This window comes from Sorangium sp. So ce185 (assembly GCF_051526825.1).
In the GTDB taxonomy this organism is placed as follows: domain Bacteria; phylum Myxococcota_A; class Polyangia; order Polyangiales; family Polyangiaceae; genus Sorangium; species Sorangium cellulosum_D.
Window position 1 is genome coordinate 12,650,115 of the sequence record NZ_CP150316.1, and the last position, 15,427, is coordinate 12,665,541.

General features: G+C 75.1%; 4 protein-coding genes. All 4 read right to left on the minus strand.

Going from position 1 to position 15,427, the window contains the following annotated elements; all coding sequences use genetic code 11:
- Position 1: 1 nt before the first annotated feature.
- From WMF26_RS46715 to WMF26_RS46730, 4 genes are read right to left on the minus strand one after another with little or no spacing between them, the layout of a single operon-like run.
- Positions 2-6,337, minus strand: coding sequence for an amino acid adenylation domain-containing protein (locus WMF26_RS46715; RefSeq protein ID WP_437997981.1), 6,336 nt, complete (start codon positions 6,335-6,337; stop codon positions 2-4).
- Positions 6,338-6,340: 3 nt separating this feature from the next.
- A complete protein-coding gene (locus WMF26_RS46720) occupies positions 6,341-14,164 on the minus strand; it encodes an amino acid adenylation domain-containing protein (RefSeq protein WP_437997982.1) in 7,824 nt (2,607 codons plus the stop codon).
- Between the two features lie 9 nt (positions 14,165-14,173).
- Complete coding sequence (locus WMF26_RS46725) at positions 14,174-15,193, minus strand: TauD/TfdA family dioxygenase (protein ID WP_437997983.1); 1,020 nt, start codon at positions 15,191-15,193, stop codon at positions 14,174-14,176.
- Complete coding sequence (locus WMF26_RS46730; protein WP_020741476.1) at positions 15,190-15,417, minus strand: MbtH family protein; 228 nt, start codon at positions 15,415-15,417, stop codon at positions 15,190-15,192. The genes WMF26_RS46725 and WMF26_RS46730 overlap by 4 nt, the downstream gene beginning before the upstream one ends.
- Between the last annotated feature and the right edge of the window lie 10 nt (positions 15,418-15,427).

Here is a 15,427-nt window from a genome sequence, read left to right on the forward strand (position 1 = left end):
CTCAGTCCAGTCGTGCGAGGATGGAGTCGAGCTCGTCCGCCGCGAGCGCGACGTCGGTGAAGTCCGAGGGCGTGTAGCCGCCGGCGTCGGGTGACAGGCAGTGCGCGATCAGCGCTCTCAGCGCGTCGCGCCACAGCGCGCCGACCGCAGCGACCGTCGCCTCCCGGTGCCGCGCGGCGCTGTAACGGAAGGTCGCCTCGAGCCGGCCGTCGTACACCGCCGCGTCGATCTCGAGGTCGTACGGGAGCGGGCTGCGCGGGTCGTGCTCGGCGCCCGGCGACTCCGCGGCCGCGGAGAACCGCGCGCCCGCGCCGATCACCTGATCCCACTGCCCCAGGTAGTTGAAGGCGACGCGCGGCGCCGGCAGGCGGCGCAGCCGGTCCGCGAGCTCGCCCGTCCCGAGCTCCCGCACCACGCCGTAGGGCAAGCCGCGCCGCGGGACGCGGCGGAGCTGCTCCTTCACCGCCTTGAGCGCGGCGCCTGGCCCCGCGTCCGGCGCCACCTCGAGCACCACCGGGTAGACGCTCGTGAACCAGCCGACGGTGCGCGAGAGATCCGGGTCGTCCCCGTCGAGCCCCCCGCGCCCGTGGCCCTCGACGTCGATCGCAGAGGCGCGCTGCCCTGTCCATCGGCCGAGGGCCAGGGCCAGCGCGGCCAGCAAGACCTCGTCGATCCGCGTCCGGTAGGCGTCCGACACGGACTCCAGCAGCGATCGCGTCTCCGGCTCGGTCAGGCCCGCCGTGAGCGTGGCCATGGCCCGCGCCGACCGATCGCCCCCCGGATCGTCGACGGGCGGCGGCGCCGCGCGCTCCCAGGGCAGCTCGAGCCAGAAGGCCGCTTCCCGCTGCAGGGCGGCGTCGCGCGCGGCGTCCTCCAGGCGCTCTGCCCACCGCTTGAACGAGGCGGTCTTGTCGGGCAGCTGCGCCGGCGCTCCGCGCCGCGCCTGGTCGTAGGCCGTCTGGAGATCGTCGAGCAGGATCCGCCAGGACACGCCGTCGACGACCAGGTGATGCGCGATCAGCAGCAGCCGCCCTGGCCGGCCGGCCCCAAGGTCGAACCCGATCACCCGCAGGAGCGGCCCCGTCGTCAGATCCAGGCTGGCCTGCCACCGCGACGCGTGCGCCTCGATCACCCGCGGCTGCTCGGCCTCGGGCACCCCGGAGAGGTCCGTCCGGTGCGCGACCGCGGCGGGCTCGTCGGGCGCGTACGCCTGACGGAAGCCCGAGCCCTCCTTCGCGTAGCGCAGCCGGAGCGCGTCGTGGTGGCGCAGCAGCGCCTGCACCGCGGCCTCCAGGGCCGGCCACACGAGCGGCTCCTTCGCCGTGAGCAGGAGCGCCTGGTTCCAGTGGTGCGGGTTCGGGAGATCGCGGCCGAAGAACCGCCGCTGGATGGGCGTCAGCGGGACGTCGCCCTCGGCCGCGCCCTCGTCGTCCGGCGCCAGGCTGGCGTCGCCGGAGGCGACCGCGGCGGCGGCCAGCGCCGCGAGGGTCTGGTGCTGGAACATCTGGCGCGCGGTGATGCGCAGGCCGGCCTGCTTCGCCTGGGCCACGACCTGCAGGCTGAGGATCGAGTCGCCCCCCAGCTCGAAGAAGTTGTCGTGGCGGCCGACGCGCTCGCGGCCCAGCGCCGCGGCCCAGATCTGCGCGAGCTGCGCCTCGGCGGCCGTGGCGGGCGCGGCGTCCTGCGCGCCGCCCGGCGGCGCTCCTCCCGCGCCGATCGCGCCGTCCTCGCGCGCCGCCTCGCGCGGCTCCTCGCGCGCCGGCGCGGGCGGCTCCGGCAGCGGCAGCTCGCCGAGGCGCGCGGCCGGCTGGGCCACGATCCCTTCCAGGAGCGCGCGGAGATCGTCCGCCATCCGGCGGATCGAGCGCTCCTCGAAGAGGTCCGTGCTGTACTCGAACGCGCCGCTCAGCTCCTCCGGCGCCGACGCCATGTGGAGCGAGAGGTCGAACTGCGCGCTCCCCGGGTCCACCTCGAGCGGCAGGATCTCGAGGCCGGCGATCGGCCGCGCGGGTCGCGCCGCCTCCTGGAGCGAGAACATCACCTGGAAGAGCGGCGTGTGGCCGAGGTCGCGCGCGGGCCGGAGCGCCTGGACGAGCCGCTCGAACGGCAGATCCTGGTGCGCCTGCGCGGCGAGCACCTCCTCCCGCGCCTGCGCCAGGAGATCGGTGAAGCGCGGATCCCCGCCGAGGTCTGCCCGCAGCACGAGCGTGTTCACGAAGAACCCGATGAGCCCCTCGACCTCGACGCGGGTGCGGCCCGCGATCGGCGTCCCGACGCAGAGGTCCGTCTGGCCGCTGTAGCGCGCGAGCAGCGCCTGGAAGGCCGCGAGCAGCAGCATGAACGAGGTGACCCCCTGGCCGCGCGCGAGCGCGACGAGCTTCGCGGAGAGCTCGCGCGGAAGCGCGAACGCGTGGCGAGCGCCCCGGTAGGAGCGCGCCGCGGGCCGCGGCCGGTCGGTGGGCAGCCGCAGGACCGGCGGCTCCGCGCCGAGCCGCCGCCGCCAGTGCGCGAGCTGCCGATCGAGCGCGGGCCCGTCGAGCCACGCGCGCTGCCATCGGGCGTAATCGGCGTACTGGACCGGCAGCGGCGGGAGCGCCGCGGCGCGCCCCTCGGCGTCGGCGGCGTAGAGCTCCGTCACCTCGCCCACGAGGAGGTTCAGCGACCACCCGTCGGACACGATGTGGTGCAGGACGACCAGGAGGACGTGCTCGCGCTCGCCGAGGCGCAGCAGCGTCGCCCGGAACAGCGGCCCTCCGGTCAGATCGAACGGCCTCCCGGCCTCCTGGTCGAGCGACCGCCGCGCCTCCGCCTCGCGCGCCTCCTCGGGCAGGGCGCGGAGGTCCGCGATCGCGATCCTCACGGGCTGCGACGCGCGCACGACCGCCTCCGGCCGGCCCTCGCGCTCCGCGAACGTCGTGCGCAGGGACGCGTGGCGGCGGACCACCGCCTCGAGGCAGCGCTCCAGCCGGTCCGCGTCGAGCGGGCCGCGCAGGCGCACGGCCGCCGGGACGTTGTACGAGGCCGCGGTCGGCTCGAGCTGCGCGAGGAACCACAGGCGCTCCTGCGCGAAGGAGAGCGGCAGCGGCCCGTCGTGCGGCGCCGCGGCGAGCGGCGGCGCCGGCGGGGCGTCCGGCCGGCGCCGGGCCGCCTCCACCGCGCGCGCCTGGGCCGCGACCGTCGGCGTCTCGAAGAGCGACCGGAGCGGCACCTCGACGCCGAGCGCGCGGCGCACGCGCGCGAGGATCTGCGTCAGCTGCAGCGAGTGGCCGCCGAGGTCGAAGAACGAGGCCTCCGCGGAGACCCGCTCCACGCCCAGCACCTCGGCCCAGATGCCGGCGAGCAGCTCCTCGGTCACCGTGCGCGGCGCGATGAAGCAGAGCGCGTCGCCCGCCTCGGGGGCGGGAAGCGCGGCGCGGTCCACCTTGCCGTTCGCCGTGCGGGGGAGCGCCGGCAGGAGCACGTAGATCGGCGGGACCATGTACTCGGGCACGCGCGCCGCGAGCCAGGCGCGCAGCGCCTCGGCGTCCGGCGCCGGCGCCGGCGCCGCGACGGCCACGTAGGCGACGAGCCGCCGCGCGCCCGGCCGGTCCTCGCGCGCCAGCACCACCGCCTCCTGCACGCCGGCGTGCTCGGCGAGCCGCGCCTCGATCTCGCCGAGCTCGATGCGGTGGCCGCGGATCTTGACCTGATGGTCGCGCCGCCCGACGAACTCGATCGTGCCGTCGTCGCGGTACCGCCCGAGATCGCCCGTCCGGTAGAGCCGCTGTCCCGGCTCCGGGCTGAACGGGTCGGGGACGAACGCGGCCGCGGTGCGGCGCGGGTCGCCCAGGTACCCGCGCCCCACGCCGATCCCGCCCACGTACAGCTCGCCGCGCACGCCGACGGGCAGCGGCGAGAGGAGGTGATCGAGGACGTAGAGCCGCAGGTGGTCCACCGCCGTGCCGATCGGCACCTGCGCCTCGTGCGCCGCGGGGGGCGCCGTCAGCGGGTGCAGCGCCACGTCGTCCGAGCACTCCGCCGGCCCGTACGCGTTCATGAGGGGCACCGCCGGGTAGCGGGTCAGCCAGTCGCGCGCGAGCGCGGCGGTGAGCGCCTCGCCGGTCGGCAGGATCCAGCGCAGCCGCTTCAGGGCGGGCGGCGCGGGGTCCTCGCGCGCCGCGTCCAGCATGCCTTGCAGCACGGCGGGGACGACCTCGACGACGGCGATCCCGCGCCGCTCCAGGTGCTCGAGCAGCCGGCCCGGGTCGCGCGCGACGTCGTCGGGCACGATGTCGACCACCCCGCCGAAGAGCAGGGCGGTGAGGAGCTGCCAGACCGAGATGTCGAAGCACGGCGAGGCCGTCTGCGCGATGACGTCCCCGGCCGCGAGCTCGAGCCGCGGGAGCTTGCTCAGCATGTTGTTGAGCATCCCGCGGCGCTCGACCATCGCGCCCTTGGGCGCTCCGGTCGATCCGCTCGTGTAGATCACGTAGGCCAGGCTCCCGGGTCCGCCGCGCTCGGGCGGGTCGTTGTCGGGCCAGGACATGCGCCGTGTGTCCTCGAGGGTCACGACGGCCGGCCGGCGCGGCGCGCCCACCGAGGAGAAGACTCCTTCCAAAGCCCCGCGATACCGGTCCCGCGTCAGCACCACGCGGGGCTCGCTCGACCCAAGGATCCGCCCGATGCGCTCGGCCGGATAGGCGGGCTCCAGCGGCACGTAGGCCCCGCCGGCCTTGAACACGGCGAGGATCATGATGAGCAGGTCGATCCCGCGCTCGTCGAGCAGCGCCACCCGCTCTTCCGGGCCGACGCCGCGCGCGGCGAGCGCGTGGGCCGCGCGGTTCGCCTCGCGGTTCAGCTCCGCGTAGGTGAGCCGCCGGCCCTCGCACGACACCGCCACGGCGTCGGGCGTCCGCTTCACCTGCGCGTGGAAGCGCGCCGCGAACGAGGAGAGATCGGCCTTCTCCGCCGGCGGCGCGCCGGGCGCCGCGAGCGCCCTTTGCCGCTCTGCCGGCGTGAGCAGCGGCAGATCGCCGAGGCGCGCGTCGGGCCTCTCCGCCATGCCCTCGAGCAGCGCCCCGAGGTGCCTGAGCAGCCGCTCGGCGAGCTCCGGCCGGACGCGCGACCGGTCGTACGAGATCTTGAGGGGCAGCTCCGTGTCCGGCCACGACATGATCGTGATCGGGTAATTCGTGTGCACGCGGTCCTGCACGTCCTGGACCTTGAAGACGATGCGCCCCTCGCGGAGCGCGGGATCGATCGGCGCGTTCTCGAACACGAAGAGGCTGTGGAACAGCGGCTGTCCGCGCTCGATCTCGCTCCAGCGCTGGATGTCCACGAGCGGCGTGTGCTCGTGCTGCCGGAGCCGGAGGTTCTGGTCGAGGAGCGCCGAGAGCCACGGCAGGAGCGGCTGATCGGCGGGGACCGGGACGCGCAGCGGGAGCGTGTTGATGAAGAGCCCCACGATGGACTCGACGTCTGGCAGCTCCGGCGGGCGCCCGGCGACCGTGACGCCGAAGAGCACCTCGGGCTCGCCGCTGTAATGGCTGAGGAGCAGGGCCCACGCCCCCTGCACGATCGTGTTGAGGGTGAGTCGGTGGCGCTGGGCGAGCGCGCGCAGGGCGGCCGTGGGCGCCGCGCCGATCCGGAACACGAGATCGTCGACGCGCCCCTCGTCCTCCGGCGCGGGCGCGGAGCGCTCCTCGAACCCGAGCGGCGTCGGCGCCGAGAAGCCCTTGAGCGCGGACCGCCAGAACGCCTCCGCGGCCGGGAGATCCTGCCGGCCGATCCAGTCGATGTAATCGCGGTACGGGCGCGCGGGCGGCAGATGGGGTGTCTCGCCCCGGACGAGCGCCTCGTAGCAGGCGAGGAACTCCATCATCAGGACCGACGTGCACCACTCGTCGAGGAGGATGTGGTGGAAGCTGTGCACGAGCTCGTAGGTCTGGTCGCCCAGCCGGACGAGGCGGAGGTGCATGAGCGGCGCCTTGCCGAAGTCGAACCCCGCATCGAGCTCGGCGCGCAGCAGCTCGCGGAGGCGGGCCTCCTGGGCCTCGCCGGGGAGGCCGCGGAGGTCGAGCACGTCGAACGGCACCTCCACCGCCTTGTGGACGACCTGGAGGGGGCGCTTCTGGGTCTTCCAGACGAAGGAGGTGCGCAGGATGGAGTGCCGCGCCACGACCAGCCGCCAGCCTCGGACGAACGCGTCGATCCGCACGTCGCCCTCGAGGCGATAGCGGTTCTGCATGAGGTAGATGCCCGAGGACGGGCGGAGCAGCGTGTGGAACAGCATCCCCTCCTGCATGGGCGAGAGGGGATAAACGCTGTCGATGTTGGCGGAGGGGTCAGTCTTGGACACGGTTCACCTGTCGAGCTCTTCCAAGAGATCGCGCCACTCCTCCGGGGAGAGGCCGGCGGCGGGGGTTTCGGGGGAGCGCGGCGGCGCGGCCGCCGGCGGTGCGGCCGGCGGCGGGGCCGACACGGCGAGGAGCGCCGCGGCCTCGGCCACGGTCGGGCTCTCGAAGAGCTGCTTGGGCGAGAGCCGCAGCCCGCGCTGGGCGGCGCGCGCGATGACCTGCAAGGTGACGATCGAGTCGCCGCCCAGCTCGAAGAAATTGTCGTGAATGCCCACCTGCTCGCGGTGGAGCACCTCCGCCAGGACCTCGGCGAGGATCCGCTCCGCCTCGGTGCGCGGCGGGACATAGGGGCGCTCGACCGGCGCCGCCGCATCGGGCGCGGGCAGGGCGCGGCGGTCGACCTTGCCATTGGGCGACAGCGGCAGCCGCGGGAGCGGGAGGATGGGGGCAGGCACCATGTAGGCCGGGAGCGCGTCGGCGAGCCAGGCGCGCAGCGTCTCTGGCTCCGGCGTGGCGCCGTCGCGGCCGGTGACGTAGGCGACGAGGCGCTTTCCGCCGTGGGCCTCGTCGCGGGCGACGACGACGGCCTCGCCCACGCTGGGGTGCAGCAGCAGGCGCGCCTCGATCTCGCCGAGCTCGACGCGCAGGCCGCGGAGCTTGACCTGATGGTCGAGCCGTCCCAGGAACTCGATGGCTCCGTCGGGGCGATAGCGGGCCAGATCGCCTGTGCGGTACAGCCGCCCTCCGGGCGAAGCGCCGAGCGGATCGGGGACGAACCGCTCGGCGCTGAGCGCGGGCCTGTTGTGATATCCGCGCGCGAGTCCGACGCCGCCGATGTGGAGCTCCCCGGCCACGCCCACCGGGACCGGATGGCCATGATGGTCGAGCAGGTAGATCTGGGTGTTGGCGATGGGGGTGCCGATGGGCACCGAGGCGGACGTGTCGAGTGGCTGGCAGGCCCAGGCGGTGACATCGATGGATGCCTCGGTGGGCCCGTAGAGGTTGTGGAGCTCGGCGTGAGGGAGCCGCTCGAAGCATCGCCGCGCGAGCTCGGCGGGCAGGGCCTCGCCGCTGCAGATCACGCGGCGCAGCGACGCGCACGACGAGGCGCCGGGCGTCTCCAGGAAGGCCTGGAGCATCGGGGGGACGAAGTGCACGGTGGTGACGCCGTTGCGGGCGATGAGCTCGATGAGCCGCTCGCCGTCGCGGTGGTCGCCTGGACGGGCGACGACGAGGCCGGCGCCGGTGATGAGCGGCCAGAAGAACTCCCAGACCGAGACATCGAAGCTGAAGGGGGTCTTCTGCAACACCCGATCTTCGGCGGTCAGGCCGTACCGCTCCTGCATCCACTGCAGCCGATTCAAGAGGCCGCGGTGGGTATTGCCGGCGCCCTTGGGGCGGCCGGTCGAGCCCGAGGTGTAGATGGTGTAAGCGAGGTTGTCCGGCGAGACGGCGACGGCGGGCTTGGCGGTCGATTCGCCGTCGAGCTCTGCGCGATCGACGTCGAGGCACAGCAGCTGTGCGCGGTGCGGAGGTAGGCGCGAGGCGACCGGCCACTGGGTGAGGAGCACGGGAGCGGCGGCGTCGTCGAGCATGAAGGCGATGCGCTCGGCGGGGTAATCGGGGTCGATGGGGACGTAGGCAGCGCCGGCCTTGAGGACGCCGAGCAGGGCGACGACCAGCTCGACGGAGCGCTCTGCGGCGACGGCGACGAGCCCATCGGGCCCGACGCCGCGCCGGCGCAGGGCGTGGGCCACCTGGTTGGCGCGCGCGTCGAGCTCTCGATAGCTCAGGCGGCGGTCCTCGAAGATCACCGCCGTCGCGTCCGGCGTCCGCTCGGCCTGCGCCTCGAACAGCTCGTGCACGCGCAGGTCTTCCGGATAGCCGCGCTCCGTCGCGTTCCAGCCGGCCACCGCGCGCCCGGACTCCAGATCTCCGAGCAGCGGGAGATCGCCGACCCGCGCCTCGGGACGGCCGATGATCTGCCGGAGCGCCGCCTCCACGAGGCCGAGCAAGCGGGAGGCGCCCGCGTCATCGAAGCGCCGCCGATCGTACGAGAGGCGCAGCGTCAGCTGCTGTCCCGGCAGGACGGTCAAGGTGAGCGGGTAATTGGTCTGATCCTCGAACGCGACGTCGCGGACCCCGAGCCCGGGCAACCCCTGCTGCACCCGGGGGTCTCTCGGATAGTTCTCGACGACGAGGAGGCTCTCGAACAGCGGCTGTCCCGCCGGGATCTCGCTGAAGGCCCGCGCCTCTGCGAGCGGCGTGTGCTCGTGTGGCCCGAGTTCGGTCGTCGCCCGCAGGAGATCGCGCAGCCACGCCGCGACGGTGGCGGCCGGCGGCACGGCCACGCGCAGCGGGAGCGTGTTGATGAAGAGCCCCACCATGGACTCGATCCCCGGAAGCGGCGCCGACCGCCCGGCGACGGTGACGCCGAACAGCACGTCGTCGGTCCGCGCGGTCCGGCCGAGCAGCAGCGCCCAGGCGGCCTGGACGAGCGTGCTCGACGTCACGTGGTGCTGCTGCGCGAAGCGCTGGAGGCGCGCCGTGACCGGCTCCGGCAGCGCGACCGCCGCGGTCCCGTACCCGGTCGCCCCCTCGGCCGGCGCCGGCCGCTCCAGGGGCAGCGGCGTCGCCGCGCCGAACCCCGCGAGCGCCCGCCGGAAGAACGGCTCCTCGCCGCGCGCGTCGCGCCCGCGCAGCCAGGCGATGTACTCGCGGTAGCGCCGGCGCGAAGGCAGCGCGACCGCGCGGCCCGCGCGCAGGGCGTCGTACGCGGAGAACGCGTCCTGCAGCACCAGGGCCGCCGACCACCCGTCGAGGAGCAGGTGGTGATGGCTCCACAGCACGACGTGGGCCTCGTCGTCCACGCGCAGGAGCGCGAGGCGCATCAGCGGACCCCGGGCCAGATCGAAGCCGCGCGCGCGGTCCGCCTCGAGGCGCGCCGCCACCCGCGCCCGCTGCTCCTCCGCGCCCGCGCCGCGCCAGTCCTCGACCTCGATCTCCAGCGCGGTCGCCGCGCCCGGCCGCCGCACGATCTGGAGCGGCTCGTCGGCGCCCTCCCAGGCGAAGGTCGTGCGCAGGACGCCGTGGTGCTGCACCACCGCCTCCCAGGCGCGGCGGAAGGCGCCTGCGTCGAGCGCCCCCAGCAGCCGGCACGTCACCTGCTCGACGTAGGCCCCGTCGCCGGGCTCCCACAGGCTGTGGAACAGCAGCCCCTGCTGGAGCGCGCTGAGCGGCATCACGTCCTCCACGTCGCGGCCGGGCCCGAGCAGGCGGTCGAGCGTCGCCTGATCGAGCCGCGCCAGCGGGAAGTCCGACGGCGTGCACCCACCCGCGCCGGGCTCGAGGCAGCGGGCGACGAGGGCGCGCAGCCGCGCCGCGAAGTCGTCGCGGAGCCGCTGGATCGTCTCCGGCCGGTAGCGCGCGCCGCTCGCGCTCCACGTGACCTGGAGGCGCCCGCGGACGACGGCGGCGTCGACCTCCAGCTCGTAGCCCCGCGGCGCCCGCGGATCGCGCTCGGCCCCGGCGTCCTCCTCGGCGAGCGCGAAGAGCTGGCTCGCCGCGAACAGGTCGTCCCACTGCCCCAGGTAGTTGAAGCTCACCGCGGGCGCGGGCTGCCCCGCGAGCGCCGCGCCGCGCTCGCTCAGGTAGCGCAGCAGGCCGTACGTGCCCCCGCGGCACGACGCGCCGCGGAGCTGCTCCTTCACCCCCTTGAGCGCCTCGTCGCACGCCGCGTCGGGCGCGACCTCGAGCCGCACGGGGTAGAGGCTCGTGAACCACCCGACCGTGCGCGAGACATCCGCGTCGTCCAGCGCGTCGCGCCCGTGGCCTTCCACCTCGACGAGCACCGCGGGATCGCCCGTCCACCGCGCGAGCGCCCCGCCGAGCGCGGTGAGCAGCAGCTCGTCGACCCGCGCCCGGTACGCCGACGTCGCCGCGAGCAGCGCGCGGGTCTCGCCCTCGTCCAGCCGATCGATGCGGCGGACCGTGTCGCCCTCGAGCCCGGCGCCGGCCGGATCGTCCGCCGGCAGCGGCGCCGTCCCCCGCGCAGCGGCGATCCACGCGTCGGCCTGCCGCGCCACCTCCTCGGACTGGGCGCGCGCCGCGAGGCGCCGCGCCCAGGACCCGAAGGCGGTGGTCCTCGCGGGGAGCCGGATCTCCTCGCCGGCCGCCCGCTGCCGGAGCGCGGTCTCCAGATCCTCGAGCAGGATCCGCCACGAGACCGCGTCCACGACGAGGTGGTGCGCGACGAGCAGCAGCCGGCCGCGGCGCTCCGGGCCCAGGTCGAACAGGACCGCGCGGAGCAGCGGCCCCTCGCTCAGGTGGAGCCGCGCCTGCCACGGCCCCGCCGCGCGCGAGAGCGCCGCCGCTCGCTCGGCGTCCGGCACCCCCGACAGGTCCACGCGCGCGACCGCCGCGCCGGCCGCGCCCCCGTGGCGCTGCCGCCACACGCCGCCCTCGCGGGTGAACCGCAGCCGCAGCGCCTCGTGGTGCTCCGCCACGGCCACGACCGCGGCCTCGAGCGCCTCCGCCGCCACCGGCGCCCGCAGCTCCAGCAGCACGGACTGGTTCCAGTGGTGCGGATGCTCCCCGACGTGTTCGAAGAACCAGCGCTGGATGGGCGTGAGCGGCACGTCGCCGTCGAGCGGCTCGGCGGCCGCGCTCGCCGCGGGGGCGGCCTCGGCCACCGCGGCCAGCTCGGCGACGGTCTGGTGCTGGAAGATCTGCCGGGGCGCGATCGAGAGGCCCGCCGCGCGCGCGCGCGCCACCACCTGGAGCGCCAGGATCGAGTCGCCGCCCAGCTCGAAGAAGTTCTCGCGGACGCCGACCGCGGTCCGGCCGAGGAGCTCCGCCCAGATCCCCGCGAGGGCCTCCTCGGCCTGCGTCCGCGGGGCCGCGGCCTCGCCCGCGCCCTCCGCGGCGGGCGCCGGCAGCGCGCGCCGGTCGATCTTGCCGTGCGGCGTGCGCGGCAGCTCGTCCAGCACGACGAAGGCCGACGGCACCATGTAGTCGGGCACCTGCTCCCGCAGCGCCCGCCGGAGCTGCTCCGGCGAGACGCCCTCGGCGGCGGCGACGTAGGCGACCAGCCGCCGATCCTCCGGCCGATCCTCGCGCACGATCGCGACCGCGCCGCGCACGCCGGGGTGCTCGGCGAGCCGCGCCTCGATCTCGCCGAGCTCGATCCGGAAGCCGCGCAGCTTCACCTGGTGGTCCACGCGCCCGGCGAACTCGAGCTGCCCGTCCGCCCGCCACCGCGCGCGGTCGCCGGTCCGGTACATCCGCTCGCCCGGCCGCCCCGCGAACGGATCGGGCACGAAGCGCTCCGCGGTCAGCCCGGGGCGCGCCCAGTAGCCGCGCGCGAGCCCCTGGCCGCCGAGGTACAGCTCGCCCACCACGCCCACGGGCGCGAGCCGCCCCGCCGCGTCGAGCACGTAGGCCCGCGCGCCCGCGATGGGCCTGCCGATGGGCGGCACGGCGGACGCGGGGCCCGCGCCTCGGGCCGTGAGATCGCACGCGGTCGCCACGACCGTGGCCTCGGTCGGCCCGTACGTGTTGACGAGGCGCACCCGCGCGGCCGCCGACGCGCGCCAGGCGCTCACGCGCTCGGGCAGGGCCGCCTCGCCGCCGATGATGCAGAGCCGCAGGCCGGGCGGCAGGGTCAGGCGCCCTCCGTGCGCGAGCTCCGCGGCCACGCGGTGCCAGTACATGGTCGGCAGATCCAGCACCGTCACGCCCTGCGCCGCGCACGCCTCGAGGAAGGCGGCCGGCGACTCGAGCATCGCCTCGGTGCGCAGCACCAGCGCGGCGCCTCGCAGGAGGCAGGGGAAGATCTCCTCGGCGCTGGCGTCGAAGCTCAGCGACGCGAACTGCAGCACGCGGTCCGAGGGCGCGATCTCGTAGAGCGCCGCCGCGGCCTCGACGAAGCCCGCGATCGCCCGGTGCGGGACGACGACGCCCTTGGGCACGCCCGTCGATCCGGACGTGTACAGGATGTACGCGGCCTGCTCGGGCGACGGATCGCCCGGCGGCGGCGCCGCCGGCTCCCCGCGGAGCTCGGTCCAGCCCGGATCGAGGCGGATCAGCGCGGGGACGCCGGACAGCCCGTCCGCCGCCTCCGCGCCGGTCACCGCCACGCGGACGCCGGCGTCGGCGACCATCGCGGCGATCCGATCCCGCGGCGTGGTCGGATCGATCGGCACGTAGGCGCCGCCTGCTTTGAGCACCCCGAGCACGGCGACGACCATCTCGATCGAGCGCGGCAGGCACACGCCCACGCGCGCCTCGGGCCCGACGCCGCGCCGCCGCAGGCGCTGCGCGAGCTGGTTCGCGCGCCGATCGAGCTCGCCGTACGCGATCGATCGCCCCTCGTGGACGACGGCCACGGCCGACGGCGCGAGCGCGGCCCGCGCCTCGAAGCTCCGGTGCAAGGCGCGCGGCGCGCGCTCCTTTGCCGCGGCCGCGCCCCACGCGAGCACGCGCGCGCGCTCCTCCGGCGCGAGCAGCGGCAGCTCGGACAGGCGCGCCTCCGGGCTCGCCGCGGCGCCCGCGAGCAGCCGCTCGAGGTGCCCGGCGAGGCGCTCGATCGAGGCCTCGTCGAACAGGTCCGTGTCGTACTCGATCGCCCCGGCGAGGCCGCCCTCGTCGGCGGCCATCTCCAGCGACAGATCGAGCTGGGCGCCGCCCGCGTCGAGATCCACGAGGCGCGCCTCGAGCCCGGGGATCTCGGGGGCCTGCCGGAGCGCGGGCTGCAGCGCGAAGAGCACCTGGCAGAGCGGCGCGTGGGAGAGGTCCCGCGCCGGGCGCAGCGCCTCCACGACCTGGTCGAACGGCACCTCCTGGTGCGCCTGGACCTCCCGCACCGTCTCGTTCACGCGCGCGAGCAGCGCGGCGAACGTCGGATCGCCGCCGAGGTCGGTGCGGAGCACGACCGTGTTGGCGAAGCAGCCCACGAGCCCTTCCAGATCGGCCCGGCTCCGGTTCGTCACCGGCGTGCCCACGCGGATGTCGAGCGAGCCCGTGACCCGCGCGAGGAGCGCCTTGAACCCCGCGACCAGCACGGCGTAGAGGGTCGTCTCCTCGCGCCGCGCCAGGGCGCGCAGCGCGCCGGTGAGCGCGGCCGGCAGCCGGAAGAAGTACCGCGCCCCGCGGTAGCGCTGGATGGCCGGCCGGGGCCGGTCCGTCGGCAGCTCCAGCAGCGCGTCCTGGCCGGCGAGGCGCCGGGTCCAGAAGTCGAGCTGGGACCGGAGCGCGCCCGACGCGAGCCGCTCGCGCTGCCAGTGGGCGAAGTCCGCGTACTGCAGCGGCAGCTCCGGCAGCGGGGAGGGCCGGCCCGCCGCGAACGCGGCGTAGAGCGCGGCGAACTCCTGCAGGACGAGGCCCGTGGACCACCCGTCGAAGGCGATGTGGTGAACGACCCAGACGAGGACGTGCTCGTCCTCCCGCAGCCCGAGGAGCGCGAGCCGCAGCAGCGGGCCGCGCTCGAGGTCGAAGGGGCGCCGCGCCTCGCGCTCGATCAGGCGCCGGGCCTCCGCGTCGCGCTGGGGCTCGGGCAGGCCGGTCAGATCGATCCGCGGCACGCGCGGCGCGCCCTCCGGCCGGATCACCTGGACCGGCTGGCCGTCGACGACGCCGAACGTCGTGCGCAGGATCTCGTGGCGCCGCACGATCTCGGCCACGCACCGCTCCACCACGCCGGCGTCGAGCGACCCGGTGAGCCGCACGGCGGCGGCCAGGTTGTAGGAGGCGCTCTCGGGCTCGAGCTGGGCCAGGAACCAGAGCCGCTCCTGGGCGAAGCTCATCGGGAAAACGAAGACGTCCTCTTGCATGGAAGAACCTCAGCGGGCCTTGGCCCGGAAGGGCTCGGCCATCGCGACATGGACCTTGCGCGGGCCCCGGAAGGGCGTGCGTCCGTGGGCGACGAGCATGTTGTCCACGAGCAGCACGTCCCCCTCCTGCCAGGGGAACTCCACGGCGACCTGCCTGTAGACCTCGCGTATCTCGTCGAGGACCGAGCTCTCGATGGGAGACCCGTCGCCGTAACACGCGTTGCGGGGCAGGTCGTCCTCGGGGAAGACCGCGAGCAGCGCCTCGAGCACCGCCGGCTCCAGGTTGGAGACGTGGAACAGGTGAGCCTGGTTGAACCACACGTGCTCTCCGGTGCGCGGGTGGGTGGCCACGGCCTGGCACACCTGCCGCGTGCGCAGCTCGCCGCCCGGCTTCCACTCGCACGCGATGCCGTGCTCATGGCAGAAGCGCTCGACCGCGGCCCGGTCGTTCGTGCCGAAGACCTGCTGCCACGGGACGTCCAGGCCGCTGCCGTAATTGCGCACGTACATCACCTTCCTCGCGGTGAAGCGCTCGCGGATCCGGGCAGGGACGCGGCGGAAGACCTCTCGGCTGTCCGCGAGCGGGGTGCTGCCCCCCTCGGCGGCGGCCTGGGCGCAGTGGAACCAGATCTTGAGCGGCCACTCGAGCGTGTACGACTGCTCGTTGTGGAGCGGGATGTGCTGGTGGGCCGGGTACTCCGTCGACGTGTAGATGCGACTCTGCAGGTGGGAGCGCGGCGTCGAGCCGAACGTGTAGTCGAGCAGCTCCGGCGTCACGAGCTTGACGAAGGCCTCGAAGTCCGCGAGCGCGCGCACCGGGAACCCGCGGAACAGCACCGCTCCGTACGAGGTCAGCGCCTCGTCCGCGCACGCCCGGACGGCCGCGGCGAGCGCGGGGACGGCGGAGGCGTCGCCGCGCCGGAGCGGGCTCGCGATCAGGGGGAACGCGGCGCCGGGGAGGCAGGACCGCGCGAGGCCGTCCGCCTCGCCCCGCGGCGCCGCCGGCGACACGGCGTGGAGCTCCGTCACGACGACCGGCCCTCCTGCGCGTCCATCTGCTTGCGCAGGCTGAGCGGCCGCATGTCGGTCCAGACCTCCTTGATGTGATCGAGGCACTCCGCCTTGGTGCCGGCCTTGCCCGCGTCGCGCCACCCGAGCGGGTTTTCCCGGTACTCGGGCCATATCGAGTACTGCTCCTCGTGGTTCACGACGACTTTGTAAATGGTGTTGTCTTCATGCTCTTCGCTGGCCATAGACTCCTCC

What these genes read in the sequence shown, in the direction of transcription:
- WMF26_RS46720 (WP_437997982.1), bottom strand. Translation starts at nt 14,164, where the DNA reads ATGCAAGAGGACGTCTTCGTTTTCCCGATGAGCTTCGCCCAGGAGCGG.
- WMF26_RS46730 (WP_020741476.1), bottom strand. Translation starts at nt 15,417, where the DNA reads ATGGCCAGCGAAGAGCATGAAGACAACACCATTTACAAAGTCGTCGTG.